Annotated in this window: 26 protein-coding genes and 4 pseudogenes; 11 read left to right on the forward strand and 19 right to left on the reverse strand. The window is 56.1% G+C overall.

The features are described from left to right. Positions 1-205: 205 nt before the first annotated feature. The 7 genes and pseudogenes from L6D77_RS21240 to L6D77_RS21270 all read left to right on the forward strand — a co-directional run bounded on the left by L6D77_RS21240 (position 206) and on the right by L6D77_RS21270 (position 6,207). Positions 206-492: pseudogene (locus L6D77_RS21240) on the forward strand (type II toxin-antitoxin system RelE/ParE family toxin). Positions 493-813: 321 nt separating this feature from the next. Beyond that, positions 814-1,062, forward strand: coding sequence for a hypothetical protein (locus tag L6D77_RS21245; protein WP_232879996.1), 249 nt, complete (start codon positions 814-816; stop codon positions 1,060-1,062). Between the two features lie 153 nt (positions 1,063-1,215). Further along, complete coding sequence (locus tag L6D77_RS21250) at positions 1,216-1,485, forward strand: DUF3077 domain-containing protein (RefSeq protein ID WP_232879997.1); 270 nt, start codon at positions 1,216-1,218, stop codon at positions 1,483-1,485. Between the two features lie 1,069 nt (positions 1,486-2,554). Continuing rightward, on the forward strand, positions 2,555-3,925 hold the full coding sequence (locus tag L6D77_RS21255; RefSeq protein ID WP_236170121.1) for a hypothetical protein: 1,371 nt from the start codon (positions 2,555-2,557) through the stop codon (positions 3,923-3,925). A 476-nt stretch (positions 3,926-4,401) separates the two neighbouring features. Further along, a complete protein-coding gene (locus L6D77_RS21260; protein WP_236170122.1) occupies positions 4,402-4,740 on the forward strand; it encodes a hypothetical protein in 339 nt (112 codons plus the stop codon). Positions 4,741-5,209: 469 nt separating this feature from the next. After that, positions 5,210-5,764, forward strand: a complete 555-nt coding sequence (gene pseH / locus L6D77_RS21265) for a UDP-4-amino-4,6-dideoxy-N-acetyl-beta-L-altrosamine N-acetyltransferase (protein ID WP_236170123.1) — start codon at positions 5,210-5,212, stop codon at positions 5,762-5,764. After that, positions 5,761-6,207: a hypothetical protein gene (locus L6D77_RS21270; protein ID WP_236170124.1), complete on the forward strand. Its 447-nt coding sequence runs from the start codon at positions 5,761-5,763 to the stop codon at positions 6,205-6,207. Before pseH ends, L6D77_RS21270 begins: the two co-directional genes overlap by 4 nt. A gap of 168 nt (positions 6,208-6,375) precedes the next feature. Here L6D77_RS21270 and L6D77_RS21275 read toward each other — a convergent pair whose 3' ends face one another. Then, entirely contained in the window at positions 6,376-7,170 is a 795-nt protein-coding gene (locus tag L6D77_RS21275; RefSeq protein ID WP_236170125.1) for a DNA adenine methylase, read from the reverse strand. A gap of 179 nt (positions 7,171-7,349) precedes the next feature. Here L6D77_RS21275 and L6D77_RS21280 point away from each other — a divergent pair, with 179 nt between their 5' ends. Next, entirely contained in the window at positions 7,350-7,931 is a 582-nt protein-coding gene (locus tag L6D77_RS21280) for a hypothetical protein (RefSeq protein ID WP_236170126.1), read from the forward strand. Here the strand turns inward: L6D77_RS21280 and L6D77_RS21285 are convergent. The 4 genes and pseudogenes from L6D77_RS21285 to L6D77_RS21300 form a co-directional block, all read right to left on the reverse strand. Continuing rightward, entirely contained in the window at positions 7,914-8,459 is a 546-nt protein-coding gene (locus L6D77_RS21285) for a lysis protein (protein WP_236170127.1), read from the reverse strand. The two genes, L6D77_RS21280 and L6D77_RS21285, sit on opposite strands and share 18 nt — an antisense overlap. After that, complete coding sequence (locus tag L6D77_RS21290) at positions 8,459-9,010, reverse strand: glycoside hydrolase family 19 protein (RefSeq protein ID WP_236170128.1); 552 nt, start codon at positions 9,008-9,010, stop codon at positions 8,459-8,461. The genes L6D77_RS21285 and L6D77_RS21290 overlap by 1 nt, the downstream gene beginning before the upstream one ends. Positions 9,011-9,033: 23 nt before the next feature. Continuing rightward, on the reverse strand, positions 9,034-9,990 hold the full coding sequence (locus tag L6D77_RS21295) for a phage late control D family protein (RefSeq protein WP_236170129.1): 957 nt from the start codon (positions 9,988-9,990) through the stop codon (positions 9,034-9,036). Between the two features lie 53 nt (positions 9,991-10,043). After that, a pseudogene (locus L6D77_RS21300) lies at positions 10,044-10,472 on the reverse strand (phage tail sheath protein); the annotation flags it as partial. Between the two features lie 430 nt (positions 10,473-10,902). On the opposite strand from L6D77_RS21300, the pseudogene L6D77_RS21305 reads away from it, so the two are divergent. Beyond that, positions 10,903-11,091 (forward strand): annotated as a pseudogene (locus tag L6D77_RS21305) (pyocin activator PrtN family protein); the annotation flags it as partial. Positions 11,092-11,131: 40 nt separating this feature from the next. On the opposite strand, the gene L6D77_RS21310 reads toward L6D77_RS21305, so the two are convergent. The 4 genes from L6D77_RS21310 to L6D77_RS21325 all read right to left on the reverse strand — a co-directional run bounded on the left by L6D77_RS21310 (position 11,132) and on the right by L6D77_RS21325 (position 14,154). Further along, the gene (locus L6D77_RS21310; protein WP_236170130.1) at positions 11,132-11,704 is read right to left on the reverse strand and encodes a hypothetical protein; all 573 of its coding nucleotides are present in this window, start codon (positions 11,702-11,704) and stop codon (positions 11,132-11,134) included. Positions 11,705-11,749: 45 nt separating this feature from the next. Continuing rightward, the gene (locus tag L6D77_RS21315; protein ID WP_236170131.1) at positions 11,750-12,871 is read right to left on the reverse strand and encodes a site-specific integrase; all 1,122 of its coding nucleotides are present in this window, start codon (positions 12,869-12,871) and stop codon (positions 11,750-11,752) included. Positions 12,872-13,213: 342 nt separating this feature from the next. Then, positions 13,214-13,726, reverse strand: a complete 513-nt coding sequence (locus tag L6D77_RS21320; protein ID WP_236170132.1) for a DUF2514 family protein — start codon at positions 13,724-13,726, stop codon at positions 13,214-13,216. Next, on the reverse strand, positions 13,723-14,154 hold the full coding sequence (locus L6D77_RS21325) for a lysozyme (protein ID WP_236170133.1): 432 nt from the start codon (positions 14,152-14,154) through the stop codon (positions 13,723-13,725). Before L6D77_RS21325 ends, L6D77_RS21320 begins: the two co-directional genes overlap by 4 nt. A 220-nt stretch (positions 14,155-14,374) precedes the next feature. On the opposite strand from L6D77_RS21325, the gene L6D77_RS21330 reads away from it, so the two are divergent. Then, positions 14,375-15,490: an acyltransferase family protein gene (locus L6D77_RS21330; RefSeq protein WP_236170134.1), complete on the forward strand. Its 1,116-nt coding sequence runs from the start codon at positions 14,375-14,377 to the stop codon at positions 15,488-15,490. A 10-nt stretch (positions 15,491-15,500) separates the two neighbouring features. On the opposite strand, the gene L6D77_RS21335 is transcribed toward L6D77_RS21330, so the two are convergent. The 10 genes from L6D77_RS21335 to L6D77_RS21380 are packed head-to-tail and all read right to left on the reverse strand — an operon-like array spanning position 15,501 to position 23,353. Further along, a complete protein-coding gene (locus tag L6D77_RS21335; RefSeq protein ID WP_236170135.1) occupies positions 15,501-15,938 on the reverse strand; it encodes a tail fiber assembly protein in 438 nt (145 codons plus the stop codon). 1 nt (position 15,939) lies between these two features. Beyond that, a complete protein-coding gene (locus L6D77_RS21340; protein WP_236170136.1) occupies positions 15,940-16,830 on the reverse strand; it encodes a gp53-like domain-containing protein in 891 nt (296 codons plus the stop codon). 1 nt (position 16,831) lies between these two features. Further along, positions 16,832-17,473, reverse strand: coding sequence for a baseplate wedge 1 family protein (locus L6D77_RS21345; RefSeq protein WP_236170137.1), 642 nt, complete (start codon positions 17,471-17,473; stop codon positions 16,832-16,834). Beyond that, the gene (locus L6D77_RS21350) at positions 17,473-18,693 is read right to left on the reverse strand and encodes a baseplate J/gp47 family protein (protein WP_236170138.1); all 1,221 of its coding nucleotides are present in this window, start codon (positions 18,691-18,693) and stop codon (positions 17,473-17,475) included. Before L6D77_RS21350 ends, L6D77_RS21345 begins: the two co-directional genes overlap by 1 nt. After that, on the reverse strand, positions 18,686-19,036 hold the full coding sequence (locus tag L6D77_RS21355) for a contractile injection system sheath initiator (protein ID WP_236170139.1): 351 nt from the start codon (positions 19,034-19,036) through the stop codon (positions 18,686-18,688). The genes L6D77_RS21350 and L6D77_RS21355 overlap by 8 nt, the downstream gene beginning before the upstream one ends. Continuing rightward, on the reverse strand, positions 19,033-19,740 hold the full coding sequence (locus L6D77_RS21360) for a Gp138 family membrane-puncturing spike protein (RefSeq protein WP_236170140.1): 708 nt from the start codon (positions 19,738-19,740) through the stop codon (positions 19,033-19,035). Before L6D77_RS21360 ends, L6D77_RS21355 begins: the two co-directional genes overlap by 4 nt. Before the next feature lie 34 nt (positions 19,741-19,774). Then, the gene (locus tag L6D77_RS21365) at positions 19,775-21,145 is read right to left on the reverse strand and encodes a lysozyme family protein (RefSeq protein WP_236170141.1); all 1,371 of its coding nucleotides are present in this window, start codon (positions 21,143-21,145) and stop codon (positions 19,775-19,777) included. A 41-nt stretch (positions 21,146-21,186) separates the two neighbouring features. Continuing rightward, on the reverse strand, positions 21,187-21,495 hold the full coding sequence (locus L6D77_RS21370) for a phage baseplate plug family protein (protein WP_236170142.1): 309 nt from the start codon (positions 21,493-21,495) through the stop codon (positions 21,187-21,189). After that, positions 21,495-22,151 (reverse strand): phage baseplate protein, encoded by a 657-nt coding sequence (locus L6D77_RS21375; RefSeq protein WP_236170143.1) that lies wholly within the window; start codon positions 22,149-22,151, stop codon positions 21,495-21,497. The genes L6D77_RS21370 and L6D77_RS21375 overlap by 1 nt, the downstream gene beginning before the upstream one ends. A gap of 2 nt (positions 22,152-22,153) precedes the next feature. Further along, positions 22,154-23,353 (reverse strand): phage tail tape measure protein, encoded by a 1,200-nt coding sequence (locus tag L6D77_RS21380; protein WP_236170144.1) that lies wholly within the window; start codon positions 23,351-23,353, stop codon positions 22,154-22,156. A gap of 64 nt (positions 23,354-23,417) precedes the next feature. Between L6D77_RS21380 and L6D77_RS21385 the strand changes: the two are divergent. Continuing rightward, positions 23,418-24,428 (forward strand): annotated as a pseudogene (locus L6D77_RS21385) (alkaline phosphatase D family protein); the annotation flags it as partial. Between the last annotated feature and the right edge of the window lie 18 nt (positions 24,429-24,446).

Raw genomic sequence — 24,446 nt, forward strand, 5'->3', positions numbered from 1 at the left:
GATATTGCCGGTGGTGGGGGCGGTGGGTATGCCGCGGGAATCTGACGATGCCTGATGGAGCTTTACGAGCTAATGTGCCCAATCATCACTCTGCGCCGAGGTTGCCTGACTGCGCAGATCGAGCAGACAGTGGAGGAAGCCGACAATGGTAAGTTCGCAAGCGATGAGCAAGTAGCGGCAATCCGTGCCCGGCGCTGGAGCCGGAATGCGGGTTGAGTGGCTGGCAAGGGCGCTCAAGAATCTGGAAGACCAAGCCAATTACATCGCGTTGGAAAACCCCAAGGCAGCTGACGACTTCTCTGAAGCTATTTTCGCGAGCGTCGACAGACTTGCGCAGTTTCCCGACATGGGGCGTGAGGGGCGGGTCCGTAACACACGAGAGTGGGCTGTACCGAACTGGTCGTATTTGAGATTCCCTATCGCGTGCGGGGCGACTGCTTGCAAATCCTGGGTGTCTTTCATACCAGGCAACGTCCGCGCTCAAAGTGGTAGGGAGAACCGAAAGTGATTAACGACAATCAGATTTAACCCCTTCCTTGTAGTCCATTTCCCAAACATACTTTTGCCGCCTTTTTTCCGTTGCGGTCGATCTAGCAGGCCCCTAGTCTCGGCGAGTCGTTGCACATCAACGATACAGCTTTGACAGGCTGTGACGGTAAATCGTGTATAGCTCGTCCTCTATGGCGGCTGTACGTGCGGGCACGCTTGCGTGCGCCGGAACTTTACGATTTCCGCCGGTCTGTCAACCCACGTACAGCTGCCACCCTTCTGTTTGACAGCGGGCAGGTGGTCGCACGCCAGAGGAAAATCGTGATGTTGAAGATCGTCCCCGATCCACCCCACAACCACCACTCCCTCGAAGACACCCTCATCCAGGCCACGGAGTACGCCCTGTGCGCGCAGGCTGTGGCGCATCAGGCCATTTCGGTCCAGCAGCCCAAGTCGCCCGCGTCGATTCTGATCGTGGCGTTGACGCATGAGATCGAGGCGCTGCGTGTGCTGCTTGAGTCGGCGTTGATTCAGGTGCAGATGCCGCAGATGGAGCGCCGGGCGTTCCACTAGGCCTTTAGGCGTGTTTGCCTGTGGGGGCCTCATCGCCGGCAAGCCGGCTCCCACAGGGTTCTGCGTTGCTTCGCCGTTTGCGCCGTACCTGTGAGGCTGGGTTGGCAGCGATATGGTCCGCCCAGGCATTGATCATTTCAGGGAGATTGAGCAATGAACACAGACGACACCACGCCCCGCACTACTGTGGGCAAGACCAAGTTCTACCAAGGCGAAGGGATGACCGACCCGCTGTTTTGTATCGAGCCCGGCATCCCCTGCCAACATGCACGGGACCAGGCCTCGGAGCTGATGGGCTGCGTGCGCGACTTGACCATCACCGGGATCATGGAGGAGAAGCCGCAACTGCTCTGGGCATCGTATTACCTGAGCGCGCTGGCCAAGGCGCTGATGGATGATGCGGAGTTGGGGATGAAGCACTGAGAGTGGGTTACCTAGCCTGGCTACCTCATCTTTTTTGACTGCAGTATTCCTGTGAGTGAGGCGGCGCCTGCCTTTCGTGCATGACGCAAGACAGGCGCAGCGGCATTCGCGCGCACCGGGATATCGCGCCATGCCAACAAGGCGGACAGTGGTGACCTCACAGGAGTGAATGGCCAGAAACAGATGTGGGAGCTGCGGTTCGCCGCTGCGACTTGCCAGCGATGCGCCGCGCGGGCGGCGCTCGATCTTGAGAGCGCTGCAAATTTCCCGGCGAGCACATGGTGGCCTTCACCCAATATCCTGACATGCATCTGTTGGCCATTACCGAATGCTGATTCAACAAAGCCAGCGGTGTGACTCCCAAGCTTCTGTCTTGAGATCGCCATGTGGGCCACTAGGTGCATGGCGACAGCTTTGCAGCGCCTATGAAATCGAGCGCCGCCCGCGCGGCGCATCGCTGGCAAGCCAGCTCCCACATCTGTTTCGGGCCAGTCACGCCTGCGAGATCACCGCTGTCCGCCTTGTTGGCATGACGCGGAATCGCGGTGGGCATTGCAGCCGCTGCGCCAGTCTCAAGGCATGCACCTACACAGGTGCCCCGCCTTGCACAAGACTGCCGCGGTATAAACAGATTTGGCGACGGGGCCAGCACAACCAATGAAAAGCTCCGCCTACCCCGCAGCTTATCGCCGATCGGACCGGACGAATCCCCCCGCGCTTGGTAAACTGGCGCCCATCTACCTTTCCATCGCCTGCCAGCGGCCTGCCGCCTGGCTCCGTCGAGTGCGTGCCCCAGACTTATGCCATCACCAACCGCCACCTCCCCTGCCCTGCGCCCTGAGCCCTCCCGCCGCTTCAGCGTTGCGCCGATGATGGATTGAGGCCACTTTTCTGGAAGCCCAGTATTTACGGGGCCTCTAGGCTAGGACTACCACATCCGTACCAATTCTGTACCACACGGTGCCCCAAAGATCAGATGCATCTTGCCCCGCAGCATAGACCTTGCCTCATAACTAGCCTTCCCGGTAATGTCACGGTACCACTCGAGTAAAACCAGCGGAGGGCATGGGTGACTAATTTTGTGTTCTCACGGAGAAAGATCCAAGAGTGTATCAATGCGCTGGTGCCAAGCCTTGACGGTTCTCAGCTTGCTGCACTTGTGAGCCGTCTCAATGCGAGAAATGCATCTCGACTTGATGCAATGTGGGAGGTAGCTATCTTTTCAGCGCTTTCCAAAGTTGGAGATCTTCAACATGAAAAAGCTCTCACAAACGGACGCCGCCCTGACATTTCTTGGAATATAAAGAAATTAGACGGCAGCAATCTGACGATAATCGGTGATATTACTACCATATCCGATGATGGCCTTGAAGATCAGAACCCCTTTAAACTTGTAAGCCAAGAGATAATTCGAATTGCCTCAAAAGCTGGGTTGCGACCCGGAAGCTTCTGGGTAGATGCACGTGGTGAAACTGTCGGCCAGCCTCACAAAAGCAAGATGCGGTTGATACTGCCAGAAAAGGCTTCGCTTATAAAATTTATCCAAAACGAGCTTGAGCCCTGGATTTACAGCATAAAGAATAACAGCACAACGAAATTGATATTTGAGAGCACCCTCCCCTCTAATGCTCTCAAGGTAATATACGACCCTAACTGGAAAAACGGTGGCGGGAGCTATACAAGCTATACAGTGGCAACTTCAAAATCCATCAACCCTTTATTCAGCGCACTCAAAGGAAAAATCAAACAATTAAATGGCGCCCCTGATAACGCAATCCGAATAATTTTTGCATGTGATGGAGGCTGCAACCTCATTAGACAGGGCGCGAAGGGAAAATCGCTATACACCTATAACTCAATAGAGGTAGCAGAAGACTTCCTGCGCCAGAATAGTAGCATCGACTTTATTTTGCTGAGCACTATTGACGAACACCACCATCCATTTGGTTTACCAACCAAATACAACATGAGCTACGAATTAGTTTGTGCACCAACAAAATTCCGGTCAGCCCGTGTGACGGCTGAGTCGATCGACACTATCACGAAAGCACTGACGCTTGCCTTGCAAAACATACCCCAACCTCTTCGCCCAGCTTATCATGCCGCAACACTATTAAAAAAAGCGGGGGTCGGTCGTGACCAACTAGGAGGACACTCGATGCAAGGGAACAAGATAACAATCTCTTCGAGAGGCTTGATCAAGTTTCTCGCCGGCGAAATTTCCGCCGAAGAGTTCAACAAGGCCCACGGCTGGGAACACTCTGGAATATATCAAAACCCGTTTATCAGGCATCTTAAAAGCGGCTTGATGATTAGCGATATAGAGGTAATCAGCGGCGCTGATAAAGACGACGACGAGGTTACATTCACAATCGACAAGTGGGATGCCGCAAATATGCCTTTCGCGGCGCCGAACGCAGACGAAAAACACAACGCCTGACCTTATGTCGACAATGCCTGTGCGACAATAATTGTACAGGCTTTAGTCACCTCGCTCATAATGTCGGGACCTGTGCGCCTTTTGGGCTACGGGGACTCAGTACATGTATCGGTATGAGCTGGCGTGGAAAGGTGTTCGGTTTGTCCCATTTCTCCCTTACGCAACACCTAGGCCCAAGGAGGAAGTCGAGCTAGCACTGACATTGCCGGGAATATGGGTAGGGAACCCGCCCGGAAGGCTCAGTAGGCTGCAACCAGCCCGATTGTACTGGGGGCCAACCCTACAAGCGTGAGCTATGGCACCATAATGCAGCCCAGATTTTGCCCTAAATCTGCCTAAATCTGCCCTAAAATTTCGGGGATGCTCGCCGCCAAACAAACTGCGTAGCCGCCTTTGGCTTAAAGCTAATTTTCTTGGCTTAACGGAGTAGCTAAGTGCTATCTTGGCACCTCCTTTTGACATCAGAGAACGAATCGATGACGGCTGAAGAAAAGGCACTCGCTAAACTGCTTGAATACGGGCATTTCGATCAGGAAGACAGCAAGGTTGAGGGCATTGCAAAACGAGCCATGAGCCATGGTTACAACAGCCTTACGCAACCGCAAAAAGCAGTTCTCAGTAATCATCTCACTAGAGACTGCGAAGGCGTCACAGACCCAGGCGGGCACCACAATGGCTGTCAGGCAGAGCTTGAAGGTGAAGCTCTCGCCGAAGCACTCGACAGAGAGAGCTACGGCGATGGCTTCATTTGTGAGTCATGCGATCAAGAATCACATGAGCATCAGCGCCTGTGGGACAAGATGAACGCAGAGTAAGTCGCGACCTGCACACCCCAATTGGGCTGGAGTATTAACGAGAAAAGGCGCCCAAGCCCCTAGAGTCAGGGCTTGAACGCCTTTTGTGCATTGGCGTATTAGAGTTGCAAATGGCATAGGGTGGCATAGAACGACGTCCGGCTTGCCCCATTTTTGCCCAATCTCAGAGCCAACGGCCAAGCTCTACGTCTTGGGCATTCATAGCTCATCACCAAGCCGACTCGACGAGCTCTAACATCTCGGGCCGATATTCGACACGACACCACCAGGACTGCGCGTACAGAACGCCGTCGGCCTCCGATCTTGGCCTCGCAGGCGTATGGACATGGCTCGACACGGCCAAAATTAATTATGACTTGTTGTTACTTTCAGCCGCTGGCCTACTCCACGAACTAGCAGCGTGCCCTGCAACCATGCATAATCGCAACCTTTCTGATCTAGCCAGTAGCACTTGCAATAGGGAGACTACATGATTTTTTCTCAGCTAATTGACGCCACCCCCGAAGTACAAGCTGAAATACGGCTTCTGAGAAACCAAGAAGAAGTCCGTAAATATATGTACACCGCCCATGAGATCTCGCTGCAAGAGCATGAGAACTGGCTAAAGTCGCTGCATGGCAATGCGCGCCAGTCCGTATTCGTGGCAATCCATGATGATAAAGCCGCAGGCGTAGTTTCTCTGAACGCAATTAACGCCACACAAAAAACTGCCGACTGGGCTTTCTACTTGGACACCGAGCTACAAGGCAAAGGGTTCGGCAGCTTGGTAGAGTTCTGGATGCTTGACTATGCATTCGGTGAAGCCGGCCTGGAAAAGCTGAACTGCGAGGTACTTGAGACGAACCCCTCAGTGGTAAAAATGCACCAGAAGTTTGGCTTCACTATTGAAGGGGTCCGCAGAAAAAACATCCTAAAAGATGGCAATCGTATCGACGTAGTATTACTGGGCATAGCGAAAGATGAGTGGATATCTCACCGCCCCTCAATTGAACCGATCATCACTCGCCTGAAACGAAAGTCATGATTTTAATCAGCGTTTACGAATCCGAAAGTGCTCCCCTGGCGCTTTATGAGCTTTTGAAGAAGCGCTCAGCCACTCATTCTATCAGCCACAATGCCGTGCCTGAGTATGCGGAACATGAGTTATTTGTCCAGTCCAAGCCATACCGATACTGGTATCTGGTAACACTGGACGGCATGACCATTGGATCTGCCTACATAACCGAAAATAATGAAATCGGTATATTCTTAACAGATGAGTTTTCTCACCTTCAGTCCGACTTGCTGGGCAAGATGATTACCAACCATGAGCCGCTGCCAGCGGTGAAATCGAAACGAGTGGGCCAATTCAGCATCAACTCCAATCCAGGGAATGCTTCGCTGATTTCTGCGATCATCTCAACTGGAGGAATACATGTGCAGAACTCTTATCTTCTTGGCAACTCAACGAAGTCTAAGCCCGAATAAGTCGCGGGGCCGCCTGCCTAGTCACAGCCTGATAACTTCATGCACACATGCTTGGCACAGCGCATCCACTACTCGATCACCTTCGTCGGCGATGGTGATAAGCCAAGACCCCTAATTGATCGATCTCATTAGAGGCGGGCCGAGGATCTCGGAACGCCTCTACAAGGACTAGAACAGCTGGCCAAGCCCCTCAGGCTGCCAGTTCATGATCACCAGCTCACCAGTCACATCAGCCTTGCCGTGTCGCTGATTCGCCGTGGTGTAGCGAATATCCAGGCACTCGAAGTGGAAGCCGTCGAACGCCCGCCGGATATCCGGGTGGTCGTTGATGCTGACCATCACCCTCCCCTTGCACCGCCGCATGAAGTCGGCCATGCGCTCGTACTCCTCGAACGGGAAGTCGACGCCGTAGCCGGCGGTCTGCCAATAGGGCGGGTCCATGTAGAAGAAGGTGTGCGCGCGATCGTAGCGCTCGGCGCAGTCGAGCCAGGATAGATTTTCAATGTAGGTGCCGGCGAGTCGCTGCCAGGCGGCCGAGAGGTTCTCCTCGATGCGCAGCAGGTTGATGGCCGGCCCGGTGGTGGCGGTACCGAACGTTTGCCCGGTGACCTTGCCTCCGAAGGCATGCTGCTGCAGGTAGAAGAACCGGGCCGCGCGCTGGATGTCGGTCAGCGTTTCTGGGCGGGTCATCTTCTGCCACTCGAAGATCTGGCGCGAGCTGAGCGCCCATTTGAACTGGCGGACGAACTCTTCGAGGTGGTTCTGCACCACGCGATACAGCGTCACCAGGTCGCCATTGAGGTCGTTGAGCACCTCCACCGGGGCAGCCTGGGGGCGCATGAAGTACAACGCGGCACCGCCGGCGAAGACTTCGACATAGCATTCATGTGGGGGAAAGAGGGGGATCAAGCGATCGGCCAGGCGGCGCTTGCCGCCCATCCAGGGGATGATTGGAGAGGTCATAAATATGCAAGTCTTTACTGTATGGATAAACAGGTGGTAGGCTCGCAGCGCTTTGTGCACAAGGCAGGGGCCGCGGCTGAACTTGCAGGAAATGTCTGCAGGTGCGGCGGGCCAGGTAGGATGTTGGCGCATCCAACCTGGCTCGCTCCTTTTTGATTTGCTAAGGGATGAGGTCTTTCATGAGCGCTAAAGAGTTCGCGAGACAACTCAAGACTGAGATAGAGGGTTTTGCGGCTCAAGGCCAAAGCTCTATCAGCATTGATACCCTTACCTCTGGGCTCGACAAGTTCATAACAAGTACAGAGGAAGAGAGCGAAGGTGTTTTAATCGAGCGCCTAAAGGCACACCTCCAATCTAAAGTTGAGAAAGAAAAATATAGTTACTCCGCCGAACTGGAAATGTTCAAGTCAGTTATACAAACTGGGCAGAGCGCCCTCAAAGCCATTGTCCTCTTAAACGGTGGTGCCGCAGTAGCACTTTTAGCTTTCATTGGGAAGCTAGCCGACGTCAGCAAACCAAACATATCCTTATTTGCTCTGCCCCTTACCATATTTGTAGTTGGCGCTTTCCTTTCTACCATATCGTCAGGACTCACATACCTGACTCAATTAATTTATTCAGAAAATGGAAGATGGCGAGTCCAATCTGGCATAAGCCTTCAAGCAATAAGTATAGGTTTAGGCATGGGGGCATTGAGCTTGTTTGGATACGGCACGTATCTCTCCTATAACGCTTTTATAGCCTTAGGGGCCGGAAACTAACCTTACGTAAGCCTGGCAGGCCTTCAAGGCGATCACTGCTCGATCACCTTCGTCGGTGATGGCGATAATTCGTCGAGCATGCGCTGGGTCAAGCTGGGCGCGTAGGGCTCCATCCACCACGCCCCTGGTGCCGGCGGGCGCTCGCACCCCACCGTTACAACCCTGGGCGGCAGCGGCTCCAGCGTCGACCAGGACTGACAGCCGCAGATCAGCAGTAGCCAGCCGGTCGCGCAGGCGAGCCTGAGCTTGGTTCGCATCATTCATCTCCTTCCAGTGATTTTTATCCTGCGTCTGCAGGCGGTCTTCCAGGTCGCGCCGGGCATCCTGCTGCACCGCCAACTGATCGAGGGCGGCACCGGCGGCGGCTTCTCGCTCGCGGCTGTGCGCCAGGTCCTTCGCCGCAAGCTGCCGCTCATACGCCGCCGCCTGCTTCTCCAGCTCGTCGGCCTGCCATGCCCAGGCGAGGCGCGCCCCCACTGCCGCCCCGAACAGCAGGGAGAGGAGCACCAACCGCACACCAAGCGACATCAAATCAGCACCTGTTCGGCGCGCTTGTAGATGGCCAGGCGGTCGTCTTGGCCGTTGAGCCCACCGTTGATACGGCGGGTGATTGCCTCGAACGCCGATGGCCCCTTGTCGGCCAGCGAGTTGAGCCCCGCCTGATGCCAGAACCAGCCGGCCGAATCGGCCGCGTGCTCGGGCCGCTCAAGCTGCTCGGGGCGAGCGAGCAGATCGAGGCCCAGCGCTTCGCCGCAGCGCTTGTAGTTGTCATGCCCGGTGACCTGAATCAGGCCACGGCCGCGATACTTCTGGCCGTCGCCGTCAGCCTCGGGCGTGTTGCCCAGCCGGGCGGCGAGCCGGCCGGTGTCGTACCTCGACAGATACTGGTCATTGCCCAGCTCACGCACGTAACGCAGCTGGCCCGACTCATGGCCAACCTGGGCCAGGAAGGCGCGCTTGCGCAGCGGAGTCACGATGCCCCACTTGACCATCGCCGCATTCAGGACGGGAAGAAAAACGCCGGCTTGAGTGCCGGCGTTGGGGAGGATGTGCTGCAGCTGCTTGAGTGTGACAGTCATGTTGGATCTCCTGCAGTGGCCGCTCAGGCCGGGTTAACGTCGACCACCTTCAGTGGTTTGTCGGATTTCTTTTTCTTGCCTTTGGCTTTCGCCTTGCCCTTCTTGCCGCCGTTGCACTCGACGGCCGTCGACCAGCCCGAGGCATCGAAGGTCTGCTCGACACTGTCGACCAGGTACTCGCCGTCCAGGCCGATCTTGAAGCCCTGGGCATTGATGACCCGCTCGGCGAATAGATCGGTGCGCCCTTTCATCTGTAGGCGCACGCTGGCCGTGCTGCGGTTGAACGCCGCGAGCTTGGCTTTGGCGGCCTGCTGGGCGGCGGACTTGTCGGGGTAGATGTGGCGGTCGGTGTGGACTGCCGGCAGGCCTGCGGGGGCGTCATCGTTGCCCAGCTCAATGACCTCGAGCTTGCCGCTCTTCTTGTCCTGATGCTGGGTCTTCACCGCCTTCTGCGCGGCGCGATCGCCGAGGCTGAACTGCCAACGACTCACATCGGCCGGGGTGATGGTCACCACGCCAAAGGTCTTGCCGCTGGCACTCATGCTGGCTTCGCGCGGCATGACCAGCAGCTTGCCGTCGCCGACCTTCGCCGTACAGTCGTACTGCTTTGCCAGGCGGGTGATGAAGTTGAAGTCCGATTCGTTGCGCTGGTCGACGCGATCGACCTTGGTTTGTACCGGGCAAACCGGTGTCCAGCCGTTGCGGGCGGCGATGTCGCGCACGATCTGCGACAGCGGGACGTTCTCCCAGCTGCCGCTACGCGTGGTCTTGCCGGTGCCGCGCATGTCGCTGGCCTTGCCCCGGATGACGATCGTGCGCGGCGGGCCAGACACCTCGACCTCGTCGACGGTGTAGCGGCCCAGGCGGGCCAGGGCGTGACCGACATAGCCCATGTGCACTTCGATGCCTGCACCGCGCCCGGGCAACGCCACAACCGCGTCCCGGTCATCGATGCGCAGCTCGAACTCGTCGGAGTCCATGCCCGGCTTGTCGGTGGTGCGCAGCAGCGTGAGCCGGTCATTGATCAGCGTCGTGATGTGCCGACGGCCTGGGTGGCGCTGTGCTTCGGCGTTATCAGCAGCCGGGGCTGGGCGTTGAAACGGCTCTTGCCGTCGAGCAGTGCCTGCAGGCCGGTACGCTGCCCGCCCGCCTTCACACCGCCGATGATCACCGAGGTCTGCTCGGCAGCATCCTCAAGCTTGGCCACACCGCAGGCGACGATCACCGCCTTGGCGCGCGTGTAGATGGCGCGGCAGGCCTTAGTGATCGCGGCGTTCTCGCCAAAGGCTGCCACCGCCTCGCGCTCGCTGGTGATCAGCACCAGGTCGTTGGCTTTGGCGGTGACGCCAGGGCCTTCAGTGAAGGTATCGACCAGGCCGATGATCGAGGACGACGGCAACGCGATCGCGCGCGATCCGGTGTCGACGTTCGTTACGGTAACGCCGTGGAAAAAACCGCTCATACAAAGTCTCCAGATACGAAAAAGCCCCGCAATGCGGGGCCTGGGTGCAGCGGAAAAGAAAGCGCCCTGTCAGTGCAGGGCGTCATTCGGCTTGGCTAGTGATCCATGGCAGTGGAGCAGGCCGATACTCTGGATCAGGAAAATGCTCTGACTGCGGCCAGTCACGGAGGGACTGAAGCAAAACCAGAAGCTGCTCATACTGCTCGGCTGTAATGGTTGTGGCTCGGTTCAACTCCAGCTCGTCACGATGCCGATCTCGCAAAGCGCCATAGATTGAAAGCTGAGAATCCCGCCAGGCTCGCTCGTCATCAGCCGACGGAGGCAAGTAGAAACACTTACGCTCAGCGTCCCAGTAGTACTTCGAACTCTCTGGCGCGCTTGGTACTTCGATGAAGCCCTGCTCTGCTAACTCGTTGTGATCTTGATCGGGGTCACCCCACTTGTTTTCCAACGCAAGGTTCTAGCGGGAGAGATCAAAATCCCTATCACCCGACTCGAACCGAGCCAGAAGAGTGCCCGAGGGGTTCACATTTCTGATCTGGCCCTGTATCTGGATCAACAACGGGATGCTGCGCGTAAAGAATGCGACCAGCTGAACAGGGCTCTACGAGCAGGGTGACCACCCAAACCAGGGTGCGAAATTCGCGCCCTGGCTTTCATCAAGACTTATTCGCCTGCGCATGAGCTGCTTCAAACACGGAAACATCCATGCCAACTACGTTGTCATAGCTCTTTTTGCCTGAAAAAAGACTAATCGCATTATCAGAGAGCTCATCCACTCCGATTATCGCGCGACATAACAACGCGATCTTTGCCATTCTCGACTCAAGTTTTGAAAGCGAAATAGCGCTGATGACCCCATGATCATCAAACTCCTCCAAAACGTCACAATAAAACTTGGACATCCTCTTGAGCTCGAGCCAAAATTCAACGGGCATTATTACTGCGGACTTCTCCTCCAACTCGCAATATTGCCTATAGTAATCAGCAATATCGTCACGCGCTTGAAGGGCATAGGGGGATTCTTCACAGGACAACAGGGTAGCAAAAACCCGAATCCGAGACTGAAGATGCCCTATCTGCATAGCCATATCGAGTTGGCGAGTGAATAAAGCATCTCTCAAAGGGGCGACCCTCGCTTTGGCGGTGTAATACAACCCCATAGCACTAACTAAAAGCGTTGAGGCAATACCGGCAACCCCAACCACCAACGTCACCACTGTTTCTTCCATAAAAGCCCCAAGAACGTTAAAGTTTGCTTACTTGCAAAATACGAGCTAGCCAGCCCTCGCCCCAAGTGTAACTTTTGAGCTTAAGACTTTCACAAACCATTTCCAATCCTTGTAACGATCCCCGCGCCCACGCAAATGGGTATATCGCCGCAATGAGTTCCAATCGCGGTGACCAGATACACTCGAAACCCTCGGAATATCCCAGTCCATTTCAAACAGCCGACTCACTCCCTCATGGCGCAAGTCATGAAAGTGCAGATCTTCGACACCCTTCATCTTGCACGCCTTTGCCCAGGCCGTACCGACTGAGTCGGTGTTGTAAGGGAAGATCTCCGGGCACTCGCGCGGCATGCTGTGCACGATCTGCCAGGCCTCATCTGGCAGGTGGCACCAGACGTCATTGCCGATCTTCTGGCCGGGGTTCTTCATATCGCGGACCTTCACAGCCTGCCGGTGCTCATCCAAGTCTTCCCATCGAATACGGGTGATTTCATCCATGCGCCGCGTCGAGTAGATGGCAAACGCTACGACCTTGGGCATATGGATGACTGTCGGCCTGCGCTGCAGCATCTCGAAGAAGTGCTCGAGCACCAAGTCAAGCTCGTCCAGCCCAGGGCGACGATCCCGCTCGCGGCTCTTGAGGTTGTACCCGAACTGCTTCAAGACCAATCGAGCATCCGACATCGCCTGAGGATCGATCTCATAACCCCACGCCGCCCTGGCCAGCGACAGTACCGAGCCCAGATGCGCCATATCGTTGCCGGCCGTCTGGGGCTTGACCCCTCCGCCCTCGGTACTCATACGCCAAAGCGCATAGTCCACAAGTACCTGCTGGGAGATGTCGGAATCGACACTTTCCCCAAGCGGGCTGCGCTTGATAGCTTCCAAGGTGCGCCGCTTAGTTTCCCCGAGAGGCCGGGCTTTCTCGGCCTCGACCAGATAACGATCGATCATGTCCTTGACCTTGTGCCCCACACGACTGGCGCGCTCAATCGCACCAGGCTCTGCCAGCTCCGTCTCCCGTCGCTTCGCCCAGGCCACGGCGGCCTGTTTCCGGGCGAACGTCTGGCTCTCTTGGTAGACTGTGACTTTGTCGCGGTTGATGCGAATCTGAGCGGTGTAGCTGATAGTGCCATCGGCTTTCTTGCGTGGTCTGATCGTTGCCATAGTAGTTGGTACACGTCATTGGTCGATTGGTACATTGTACCAAGCGCTTGGTAGAAACGCCGCAAAACCCCCGGAAATCGGTAAGAAACACGTTGAACGAAAACACCACAAAATTAGACGCTAAGCCAGAAAATACGCGCCCTGAGCCCTCCCGCCGCTTCAGCGTTGCGCCGATGATGGATCGGGTCGATTAATCGGGAAGGCCCAGTAAATACGGGGCCAAAATGATGCTTGAAGATTTGCTAAAGCAAAAATTCAGCAAGGAAGGTAGGATGACCATCGAAATGGTCATTTTTTAGGCAGGAAAACAGTGGCACTCCGGTCTGCCACTGCAGGTGTTTCTCACGGCCTCCGGATGCCGTCAATCACAGCCTCGCACGCCAGCCCCGCTATTCGACTTCGCTCAAGCGCTTTCGCGAGGTCTCCCGCCATTCGGTCAGACTCTTCAAGCAATCCCCCGAGCACCACGACGGCAGAGGTTCCTGCCTTGCGCTGCTGGGCAGCGATGGTATCGCAGGTAGCTCGGTGCCCGGCGCGCAGTCGGGAGATTTCCCCGCGCAGCCCACTAGCAGCAGACTCAGCAGTAGCGGCGCGGCCTTGGGCCAGTTCCAGTTGTTGTCGTGCACTCTCACCCTCCTCATCCGCCACGGCCTGGCGGCGATGTTCTTCAGTTCTGGCCTGGACCGCGGCGCGCCGGTCACGCTCAGCCACCTCCAGGCGGTAGTCGGACAGTTCGCCGCGGGCAGTGCCGGTCTCGCCCTGGGCAACCACCACCCGGTACTGCTGGCCGCCGGCGACCAGCACCAGAGCGACCAGCCACCAGCACCAGGCCGGTACCGCAGCAACCCAGCTCACGCAGCCTCCAGGAACAGCTCTCGCTCAGCGGCGCGCCGGCGTACCAAACCCTGAAGTACCTTGCCGCCCGCCTTGTTCCAGCGCGGGAATTGCTCCGCAGCGCCGGCATAGTCACCAGCATTGAGCAGTCGACGAAGCGTGGACGACTCAAGGTTGGCAGCGCCCAGGTTGTAGGTGAAGCAGATCAGCGCATCCCACTGGTTCTGATTCAGTGGGGCAGTCACCAGGCGCTGAACCTCCGGCTCGAACCGCTGCACATCGTTCAGCAGCATGCGCTCGGCCTGATCCTTGGTGATTGTCATCCCGGTCTTCACGCCTCGGGTAGCACCGTAGCCGATGGTCCAGACGCCCACGGCATCCTGATAGGCCTGCAGGCGCAGTCCTTCGAACGACTTGATCAGGTTCAAGCCGCGTTGCGATGTACGCATGTGTTTTCTCCAGGAAAAAAATACCCTCAACTGGTCGGGCATTGGGTAGGATCTGAAGCAGCTGCTGCTGGGTGATTGGCATGGATTTCACATGACAACACCTATTCGGTTAATAGGCTCTTGGAGCATTTGGCTCAGACAATCGACATCCAATCGCTAAAAAACATGATTCACGACAATTAAAAAGCGCATAGAAAGCGCCTCACAAATGGAAATTGACATGAGTTATCAGGCGCCAGAGAGACGATTTGAGTTCATACACTTATTGCGAGGAATCGCTCCAATACTTGTCATATGGGCGCACCTCGCCGACTGGTGGCCTACTGCGCAAGGTATTCATTGGGCCGGACAAGACATATGGACAGACTATGTCGTTAACCCTCTACGCCTTTCACAATTCGGCGGCCACCTAGGCGTAGTAATATTCTTTATAATTAGCGGCTTCGTTATAACTCACGCCTCACTAAGAGAAAGCAGAACCGAATTCTTCACAAGAAGACTCTTCAGGCTGGCTCCAATGCTAGTCCTATCCATTCTGCTTACTGTTTTAGCTGTAAGACTGAGCCAGTACTGGGGGCTTCCGAAGCCAATAGGCTCCGAAACCATAAAGCCACTGGACATATTTCTAAATATTACTCTGCTCTCTTGGTTTATTGGAACCCCCTGGGTATTGAGTGTGGCATGGACGCTATTGATTGAGGTTGCCTTCTACACAGCCGTTTTGCTTGCGATCCCTCTTAGGGATAGACACGTTACATCGACGTTTGTAATCCTTGCAATTTGCGTTTCGATGATCATCCCAATTCAGATGTTTTTTGACGCAAGCCAATACCTCGACAGGATCATCTATCTTCCTTTCCTTATATTCGGGCGCTGCCTCTACTTCCTCAGAAAAAATCCATCATGGAAGTGGACTGTAATTTCCGCAATATGCATTGCCACTTTCTTCGGCCTGCACATTATGAGATTTGGAACAACCCTATGGACTGATAGCTACCCACCAATAACCACTTATGCAATTGCGATAATTGCATTTATTACATGCATGTATGCACCCATCAAAAGAACGCCACAGCCATTCAGGTGGCTGGCAGACATTAGCTACTCTGCCTATCTTATACATCTTCCCGCTGGATCAGTTCTGCTTGGAGCCTTGACGCACTTTGGCTTCCCATTCTATTCCGCATTCTTCATTGCAGTCGCTATCTGCCTCGGCCTTTCAACCATCACATTCAAGACAATTGAAAGGCCTATGCAGAACTTCGGACGCTCGCTAACTACAGGAATGAGAGATAAAAGTTCTGCGGGAGGTGCAGACGGAAGGCTGCCTCGTTGATGAGGCTTGGTCAGCCATCGGAGGGCGCTACCGGCCATTCGATTTGAGCCGGGTACTCCGCCTGCAACTCAATTCTGTTCAGGGCTACTCGGTACTGCTTCCACGACGTTAGCAGTACCTTTTCGGAATCCGCAGCATCACCAAGGTCAACCGCATCCTGGAGCGGTGCCACCATTGCGGCAGCTATCTGCATGCGATAGGTCTTCTCGGCAGAAGCCTCTGCCACCAGCTGCTCATGGGACGGCGCCGGCGCATCGATCCACGCCGGCAGCCCGTCTGCTCCCCCGGCGCGCACCTTCCCCACCGGAGCAGGAGTGATGGCGAACTCCTGGAACACCTCGTCCGAGGCCTGGACGCAGTCCTCTGGCCAATTGCCCGCCTGCTCGTAAACATCCCGCAAGGAGTCATCCAGGAAGGCATTCAGTAACTTGCTGTAGTAGTAGGACATGTCAGTACCCCAACGCGAAGGCAGCAACGGCAGCAACGCCGGTGTTCACTACGGTTTGAATGGTGGTCAGTGACGGCGGAGAAACTACCGCTGCATACTGAATAAGTGGGCCGCCAGGTACTGAGACAGTTGACCATTCAATAAGAACCGACGTTGGAAACGCAATCGGGAAATTGTCAACCTTGCCGCCAGTGCCAACACCGGTTTGAGTAACCCACTGCAAGATAAGCACTCGCTTGAATCCGCCGACGCTCACTGGAAATTTTACATAACCAGTAGCAGAGAAAAGGCAAGGGAAGTCAGAGACGTTGACGGCATGCCTGACCTGAGTTGGTGCGGCTACCTGCAATGCGCCACCAGTGCTGGACACCAGCACCCATGAGCCACCACCGATAGATGTGTTGTATTGCAACCACACATCACCGCCAGAGATAATTTCTCCGCCCTGCAACGGAGCGTGCGCGCCACCGACTATGTCCTTAGCGCCAAGCCCGTTAGGATTGAAAGTACATGCCCCAGTGTTCGCAATGGAAGCCTTGTACTTAATTACCATGCCATCATTGAGCGCAGTTACTGGAGGGCTTAGTGTTGCCGTATGCGCGTTCGCAGTACCTCCACCAAGCACATACGTTCCGATACCTCTCCGGAATAAATTGAGTAATGCGTCAAAATTTTGCGACGACCCAACCTTGTCCACATTTCCGTTTGGCGCTATTCCTGCCGCTGAAAGAAGCGACTGGAAAAAACCTTCCTTATCGTTAGCCCAATCTTTCTCAAGATAAGATCCATCTTTGGCGACCGGCGTGGTTCGATTCTTGAATGAACCTTGTGGATAGTCAGAAGATGGATTTCCGTATCGACCTGGGTAACGCTCGTTAAGCTTGAGTGACATTTTAAGCTCCTGTATATCCTGCAAATTCTGCTTCTTCGTCACCGAACTCGGCATCCATATCGCCAAACTCGACCATTCCGAAACCTTCAAGGAAGCCGTTAAACCTAACTGCCTGTGGCTTCGGTACGAGCCCTTCGTTCAGTAGAGCGAATCTCTCAAGGTTGGTTATCTGTCCATAAAATTCGATGCTGAACGACATGTCTTCACCATCCGTAACGCGCAGTACTTCGGCATTCGGTAGAAGGAAGTTCATGCCATACAGAATGTTTTCTATGGTGGCGTCACCGTTGTTCTTGACGATTTTCGCCTTTATCACCAGCCGGTAGAGCTCATCCGATAGAACCCCGTCCTGGCTGATGGTGAGCGCGCTGAACATGGCGTCATCATCACCGAACTCAGATCCATCGGTCAGGTCGAATAGTCCAGGATTGAGCGGGGTTGTACCTACGAAGCTTCTAGGGGCGACAACTATTCGACCGATGGTGTTCAGCTGTTCGCCTTCAGCGCTATCGATGTCATAACTATTTCGAACTGCCTCTGCTGCAGCTTCAATGCTGCCGCCCATCTCTCTAGCAATGGCGTACCATGCCACTGCCTTAGGCTTGTTCTGGTATTGAGCGTATATCCTGTCAGGAATGTTCATCAGGTCACCGTCACGTTGACGTTGGCGGATGTCCATCTCGACATCTGGTTGTAGGCAATCGCCAGCGTCCCTGTCGATCCATTTAGGTTTGACAAGGCGATGTTGATGTAGCTATTCCCATACGCGCCGATCACTTTGTTGACAGGGGTCAGAGCCGTGCTGAACGGGACAGATTCACCAATATCGAAGCCCGTGATCTTGAATCCAACATCCGCTGGGATAAGCTCACCCTGTGCGAACTCGACGACCGCGTCCTTGATCTCCTGATCAATGGTCGATGGAAGCGTGCCGTCGCTGACCAGGGTTATATTGAGAATCGCGTCGACGTATATAGGTCGGCTTGCCTTGATTACCTTCTTGTTGGCTGGGTAGTTGGGCGAAGTAACCTCGACCGAAAAAGGTGTTCCCGCCTGATACAGCCGCGCGCCAGGATTTTTTTTCAGATATATCGCCATGGCGACATCGGAATCTGTGCCGCCATCAATGATGGGGGCAATCGAGTGCGCCGGGAGACCATAGGGGTTATCAGCAGATACAGCAGCGCTGTTTGTGTCGTTCTCGTAGATCTTCGCCCGACGAACTCCAGCTACACCGAACAGTTGACCCAACATTGAATCAATCTGGTTGTTGCCAGGCTTTCCCACGGCAGTCGCGCGAGTGACGCGCAGCTGCTCATCGGTCTGGGCGTCAGTGCCTGGCGTTGCTGGTGCAGTGTTTGTTGCGGAAGAAAGCCCTGCGACCACGTCGACTATCCGGGTGATCGTCCCTGCGTCCGCCTGCGTCGGCCCGACAACCGTGCAGGTAGCATTTACCGTCGCGCTTCCAGATGAGTCAGCCGTCACCGTCTGGTCGATTGACCACCGGCTGCCGTTGATTGTCGACTCGAATCGAGTTCCAGAGATTATTACGGTACCAGGTGTGGCCGTCAGTGTAAGGGCTACGCTGGATCCTGATCCGCTCGATCGTGTGGTGCCGGTCAGCGAACAGACGATATCAAGGTCTGTCCTCTTTGCCTTGTTCGGGTCTTTGGAGTTGTATGCCTGCTGCAGGGTCTCGTCGAGCGCGTAGAAAATCTCCGCGTCGTGCGCCATCTTGAGGCCGTCAGGTGTTGACGGGTCAAGGTTCCACAGCGGGTCGATATCGATGTAGAACTGGCGCTCTTGGGCAAACCATTCATTTTGAGTCTGCAACACGTAGCCGGTCGAAGTCAGGCTAGCCATTCAGTGTTACCTCTTCCAGACCGAACTCGGTAAGAATCCCAGCAGTTACGCTGTAGGTGCGGTTGTTGATGTCGAAATCCGCAGAGAAGCTGGTGAGGCGCACGACGCCTTGAGTGTTTGCGATCCGCGCCCGCAGCGCCGCTTCGGCAGCAGATAGGCTGGCGAATTTGCCGAGAATTTGTTCGTACCACGGCGTGCCGTCGGTGACGTCGCGAAAGTATTCGCCCAGGAAGAGGCGAAGCCTTGTCAGAACGGTCTGAGCAATTTCTGACTTTCCGCTTATGAACTGCTGCCCACGCGTCACGATGTCGCCAGTTTCGTCGTCTAGTCTGCGTACGGTCATATGATCGGCCCATCCGAGATTTGGTTGCCGCGCGTAACGCCGGTGGTCCTGTGGGTATCCAGCGATATGCCAGCGGCAGTGATTACGTCACCGCCGGGCGTGATCTTCAGGCCGTTAATTAAGAAAGTTCCATCAGCCTGAAGCTGAAAGCTTCCTGCGCCGTTCTGCATGAGGGTCGTTCCATCTGGCAGCACATCAAACTTCGCGACACCGTTATCCATGGAGATGCTGTTGTCGTTTTTCAGCCAAACAAACTGGGCACCAGCCTTATTGCGCAGACGCACCCCATTGTTTTGAAAGTCTGGAAGAGCATGAGGCTTTGACCTGAATCCGGGCAGGAACATGGCATCCTGCATGTTATGGAAGCGTCCAACCGGGTTCGAGGCGATACCGCCACTCTGCACCCACCCGTCAATGCAGCGCTGAGAGAAAAGGATGTCGCCCTCGCAGCCTGGGTCGATCTGGTACTCCATGCAATAGTCGCCGCCCGGGAAGTGCACAGGAACCTCGATGATCGGCGGGACGGTGAACTCCGCGCCGTTAATGTCCACTCGTAGAACGCCGACTTGTAACTGGGCTAGCTGGGTTTCCGCATCGAAAGTCAGAACGTGCCCAGGTATAGACGTGCAAACCCCTTTCATAACTTCACGAAAGGCGTCACGAAGCATCTTGGCCTGTTTTGCGCGGCCTTCTGTTCTAACCATGCGAACCTCTTGATCTCGTAGCGTTGGCGATAGATCAGCGCACGAACTGCTGTCCTCGCATGTAGGCGGTGTTCACCGATGCGACGGCCTCACCGCGGGTGATTTTCCCGTCACGATTTACATCGAGACCTGAGTTCGCTGCGTACTCGCGCTGGTATGGTCCGGTGTCTCGCTCCCACATGACATAGGAGTCAGGGCGCCCTATAGCGGCCGGCCATAGCACGGCAAGATAGGCGTCGCCGAGGTTACGGATTCTTCCCGCGTAGGTCTGGTAGTAGGACTCGACATAGTCGAGCTGGCGCACCGCCGTCATGCGCGCAAGCTGAGCCGTAGTGGTACCCAGCCCAACCGCAGTCGGCTCAATGAACTGGATAAGGCCTGTGGCCGAGCTGCCTGGGTTGCGAGCCGCGGGGCTGAATGTGTATCCAGTTTCGAAGCCCATCACAGCCATTAACCAGTTCGGGTCTATCGACTGCCGTCCTGCAATATCCCGTGTCTTTACCCTGAACGCCTGGTCAACCCTTGCACCCCAGATCAGCTTACCGTTCTCGGGGGTGGCAGATTGCATCAGCGGAGGCGTTGTGCCGGCGCGCAGTCCGTCGATTTCAGTCTTCCACACATCACCATGCGAATCGCCCGAGTGCTTCAGCGAGAAGACGTTGTATTCGCCGTTCGCGCTGGCATCCCCACTGATTTCCGACACATAGAGATTGCCGGTGTTGAACGTGGCGAACTCACTTTCAACGTTTATCTTCCCATTGATTCGCAGGGACGGATTTAGCTGGACAGATACGAACACGCCCAGGCCATCCGGGCCTCTAGACACTTCAGGGATACCGATCATCCCGCTGAACTGGTCGACCTGTACAGGGCTCGCAATGCGGGGAAGTTCAGGTTTCGTAATGACGATGCGACCGCGATCCTGCATCCAGTCGAACTTGTAGGCATAGGAAAGATCAGCGAATGCTGAAGGGATGTCACCATCAACCACAAGTCCAGAGGCAAGCGGCTTGGCGTCGGCGAACTGACTGTTGTCGATGTCAATCGGCAGCGGCCACGCCCTGGCCAGGGCGCGCAATACCTCCTCGACCCTCGTGCCAACCCCGAACGAGATCTGTGCAGAAGCTCGGTCAATAGCCGGCTGCCCAGACCGGCAGATCAGGCGCGTGATGATCTCTGGCGCACCTGGCTCGCGCTCCCTCAGTGAGTTGGTAACGTAGCCAGTGAAAACCGCGTCGATGTTATCGGTATATCCAGCGCGGAAGACGATGCTTGACCCCTGGGGAATCGTCGATAACTTATTTGCGTTATATAGCCTGATGTCTGCGAACGAGATCGCATCTCCCGGAGAAATGTCGATATCGAATAGGCATCTGAACTGCCGCCGACCTACCTGCTCGGACATGTACGGCTGCCCATTGATGTCCACGGACCATGCTCGCTCTCTCATGCGCTCACCGGGGGAGGTACCCATACTAGATGGTTGTCAGTTCCGAGGTTGTCGAGGGTAACGTCGCTTCCGGTAAATACAAGCTGCCCGATTCCAGTCCGATAGCTCTGGATCACATCGCTACCTGGCTCGAGCATTGCCCCAGAAACAATTCGACTACCATCGCGCAGCAGATTCATTGACCAAGCTGGAAGGTCCAGGTACGAAATGAAGTCCACTTCGAAGTCGATCAAGTTGTCGCCAAGCTGCACAGAGAACCGCTGGTGGGCGTTGGCCGCGCCTGACCTTAAAGGGATCACGTACATCAGAGTACTCCATCAAGGATATCGTTGACGGCGCTCGACACGGCATCGTTGGCTTCTTTTGCGATCGCCTGGCCGCGCTTGATCGCCCTGGATAGAGCGCTTTGCGAGGGGTCACCCTCCCGCAACTGCGGAATTGAACACTCCGTATCCCGAGCGATCCTGTCTAGCTCAATAACCTCCTGGAGCTCGACAACAAACTCAAGACCACCTTCATTGCGTGGCTCTTTAGTCCGCGACAAGCGGGTTATGGCCATGTTCTTAAGCAGGATGTCACCGGCGTCTATGTCGAAAGGGTCAGCTGACTGCATCAACCAGATCAGGAAGTCCAATGTGGTGCTTGCCCTGGTCTGATCGCTGCCGGCCAAGAAGCCAGCAGATAGGCCAGCTATCGTAGAAACAATTGGATTGCTGGTGATGTTCGATAAGGCCCCTCCTAGGAAGTCAGTCAGTTGAACCTTGACCGGGTTGTTGCTGATAGATCCAGTCATCGTCCATTTGAACGGGTTGAGGATCCTGTGATCAGAGATTCGAACACCCGACTCGATCGGAAACGACGTGATCGTTACAGACACATCCAGGGTGTCTTCAAGAACTGCATCGAATGAGTAGCCGGCAATCGTTGGAGCCTGACGGGTGAAGATATTGACGATACTCAAGGCTATCGCTCCGTGGTCGTTGCCAGGTCACTCAACGTCTCGTAATTCTGGCGCTCATTCACCTGCATGATTTTGCTTTCTAGAGCCTGCCCGTCGAGCTGGATGGTCATGTCTAGGTTGTTTTGCACCTTTAATGGAGCTCTGGTAAGCGCTCCCGCCAGCGCCTCGGCGCTGGCTTGGCGGTCCTCATTTTTCGCGTCCCGGTCAACCGCCGGCACACTGTCGATGACACCTATGTCTCCGTAGACCTCTGATTTTTTTAGCTGAATGTGATCGTAGCCTGGCATGGGATCTGCGCGCTCATCGCCTTGAGGCCATATGCTGCGCTGTTCAGGCGGCGAAAGCTGAGGCGACGCCCGATCTTCGGCGAGGTAACCGGCATCCTGTGCCTGTTCTCTATGATCGCGATCTCCTGGCGCGAACACCTCGTTGATCAACTGCAGTGGACTTTTTATCGCCTTCAGCCCGGTAATTTCTTTCAGCCAGTCGTCGAACTCACGGGAAGCCTGGCCGTAGCCTGGTAGCTTGCCGTTCAAGTACTCGCTCAGCTCGCTTGCGCCTATTGCGCCACCGACAGTCGCTAAGCCAAACGTGCCAGCAGATGAGGCTGCGCCACCAACAGCGCCCAAGCCAATCTTTGAGGCGGCAACTCCGGCCAGCGACGCCCCCGCAGACAAGCCTACTGCTGCGGTTGCACCGTCGTTCTCTGCTGCATAGTCGATGGCCTTAGAGATGCCTTCTCGGTTGTTCTCAATCAGCTTGTTCAGCCAATTGCTCGCGCCGATGAGGCTGGGGAGGAACTTGTCCGCCAGCTCATTGCGCACGCCTTCGATGACAAGGCCCAGCTCTGCCGAACTCTCGCGTAACTTCCTGCTGTTCTCGGTAAGGCCATCAAGGTCGCCGGCCAGACCATTTGCCTTTTTGGCCAGGCTGTCCAGCTGATCAGCTCCGCCCGAAAGAGCTCTGAAGGTCGCATCAGACAGGCCAAGCGCGTTTTGCACTTGAGCCCTCTGCCCCTCATCCAGGCGAGGGATCATGTCGGACAGAGCCCGCATGAACTCCTCGCCGGTGTTGGTCTGGTACAGCGAGCTGACGTCAATTCCGGCGGTGGCCAGGTCGCCCACAGGACCAGCATCACCCTTCAGGCGCAGGTTGTTCTGTATTTCCTCGAAGCGGGTGATTGCCTCAAGGGCCTCGCTCACCTCGCCACCCATCAGCCGTACGGATCTCACCGAGCAGCGCCAGGCGCGCTACCGGCACGAGCTGCCGCTGATCGAAGCGTTCCGCGATGGCCTGGGCCAGGTGGCGCGGATCATGGCCCACCTGCCCTGCCTGATGATCTTCGACGACCACGACATCACCGATGACTGGAACCTCTCGGCGCAGTGGGAACAGACCGCCTATGGCCACCCGTTCTCGCGGCGCATCATCGGCAACGCGCTGCTCGGCTACCTGCTGTGCCAAGGCTGGGGCAATGACCCGGATACCTGCACGCCGCTGATCGAGCAGTGCCAGCGCTTTACGCAGCAGCGCACCAGCCAGGATGAACTGATCGGCGAGCTGCTGCGCTTCCAGGGTTGGCAATACGAGCTGCCCAGCAACCCGCCGCTGCTGGTGCTGGACACCCGTACCCGCCGCTGGCGCAGCGAAAGCAACCTGGGCAAGCCGTCGGGCCTGCTCGACTGGGAGGCGCTGTGCGAGTTGCAGCAGGCGCTGATCGATCACCCTTCGGCGGTGATCGTGTCGCCGGCGCCTATTTTCGGGGTCAAGCTGATCGAAACCGTGCAACGGGTATTCAGCACGCTGGGTTACCCGTTGCTGGTGGATGCCGAGAACTGGATGGCCCACCGCGGCGCGGCGCAGGTGATCCTCAACATCTTCCGCCACTCGCGCACGCCGGGGCACTACGTTGTGCTATCGGGCGACGTGCATTACTCGTTCGTCTATGAGGTGCTGATCCGCCACCGCCAGCGCAGCCCGCACCTGTGGCAGGTGACCAGCAGCGGCATCAAGAACGAATTCCCCCGGCGCCTGCTGGATGTGCTCGACCGGCTCAACCGCTGGCTGTATTCACCGCGCTCGCCGCTCAACTGGTTCACCCAGCGCAGGGAGATGGAGGTGGTGCCACGGGTGCCCAGCCACAGCAAGGCCGGTGAGCGGCTGTGGAATAGCGCGGGGCTGGGGCAGGTGTTTTTCGACGAGCAGGGGCGGCCGGCGCGGGTGTATCAGCTCAATGCCGATGGGGCGGCGGCGACGGAGTTTGTGCGGCGAGGGTGAACTAATGGAGGTTTGTGG

This window comes from Pseudomonas parasichuanensis (assembly GCF_021601385.1).
In the GTDB taxonomy this organism is placed as follows: Bacteria; Pseudomonadota; Gammaproteobacteria; order Pseudomonadales; family Pseudomonadaceae; genus Aquipseudomonas; species Aquipseudomonas parasichuanensis.

Coding starts and splice junctions, on each gene's coding strand:
- L6D77_RS21245 (WP_232879996.1), top strand. CDS start 814: ATGTTGAAGATCGTCCCCGATCCACCCCACAACCACCACTCCCTCGAA.
- L6D77_RS21250 (WP_232879997.1), top strand. CDS start 1,216: ATGAACACAGACGACACCACGCCCCGCACTACTGTGGGCAAGACCAAG.
- L6D77_RS21260 (WP_236170122.1), top strand. CDS start 4,402: ATGACGGCTGAAGAAAAGGCACTCGCTAAACTGCTTGAATACGGGCAT.
- pseH (WP_236170123.1), top strand. CDS start 5,210: ATGATTTTTTCTCAGCTAATTGACGCCACCCCCGAAGTACAAGCTGAA.
- L6D77_RS21270 (WP_236170124.1), top strand. CDS start 5,761: ATGATTTTAATCAGCGTTTACGAATCCGAAAGTGCTCCCCTGGCGCTT.
- L6D77_RS21275 (WP_236170125.1), bottom strand. CDS start 7,170: ATGACCTCTCCAATCATCCCCTGGATGGGCGGCAAGCGCCGCCTGGCC.
- L6D77_RS21280 (WP_236170126.1), top strand. CDS start 7,350: ATGAGCGCTAAAGAGTTCGCGAGACAACTCAAGACTGAGATAGAGGGT.
- L6D77_RS21285 (WP_236170127.1), bottom strand. CDS start 8,459: ATGTCGCTTGGTGTGCGGTTGGTGCTCCTCTCCCTGCTGTTCGGGGCG.
- L6D77_RS21290 (WP_236170128.1), bottom strand. CDS start 9,010: ATGACTGTCACACTCAAGCAGCTGCAGCACATCCTCCCCAACGCCGGC.
- L6D77_RS21295 (WP_236170129.1), bottom strand. CDS start 9,990: ATGGACTCCGACGAGTTCGAGCTGCGCATCGATGACCGGGACGCGGTT.
- L6D77_RS21310 (WP_236170130.1), bottom strand. CDS start 11,704: ATGGAAGAAACAGTGGTGACGTTGGTGGTTGGGGTTGCCGGTATTGCC.
- L6D77_RS21315 (WP_236170131.1), bottom strand. CDS start 12,871: ATGGCAACGATCAGACCACGCAAGAAAGCCGATGGCACTATCAGCTAC.
- L6D77_RS21325 (WP_236170133.1), bottom strand. CDS start 14,154: ATGCGTACATCGCAACGCGGCTTGAACCTGATCAAGTCGTTCGAAGGA.
- L6D77_RS21330 (WP_236170134.1), top strand. CDS start 14,375: ATGAGTTATCAGGCGCCAGAGAGACGATTTGAGTTCATACACTTATTG.
- L6D77_RS21335 (WP_236170135.1), bottom strand. CDS start 15,938: ATGTCCTACTACTACAGCAAGTTACTGAATGCCTTCCTGGATGACTCC.
- L6D77_RS21340 (WP_236170136.1), bottom strand. CDS start 16,830: ATGTCACTCAAGCTTAACGAGCGTTACCCAGGTCGATACGGAAATCCA.
- L6D77_RS21345 (WP_236170137.1), bottom strand. CDS start 17,473: ATGAACATTCCTGACAGGATATACGCTCAATACCAGAACAAGCCTAAG.
- L6D77_RS21350 (WP_236170138.1), bottom strand. CDS start 18,693: ATGGCTAGCCTGACTTCGACCGGCTACGTGTTGCAGACTCAAAATGAA.
- L6D77_RS21355 (WP_236170139.1), bottom strand. CDS start 19,036: ATGACCGTACGCAGACTAGACGACGAAACTGGCGACATCGTGACGCGT.
- L6D77_RS21360 (WP_236170140.1), bottom strand. CDS start 19,740: ATGGTTAGAACAGAAGGCCGCGCAAAACAGGCCAAGATGCTTCGTGAC.
- L6D77_RS21365 (WP_236170141.1), bottom strand. CDS start 21,145: ATGTCCGAGCAGGTAGGTCGGCGGCAGTTCAGATGCCTATTCGATATC.
- L6D77_RS21370 (WP_236170142.1), bottom strand. CDS start 21,495: ATGTACGTGATCCCTTTAAGGTCAGGCGCGGCCAACGCCCACCAGCGG.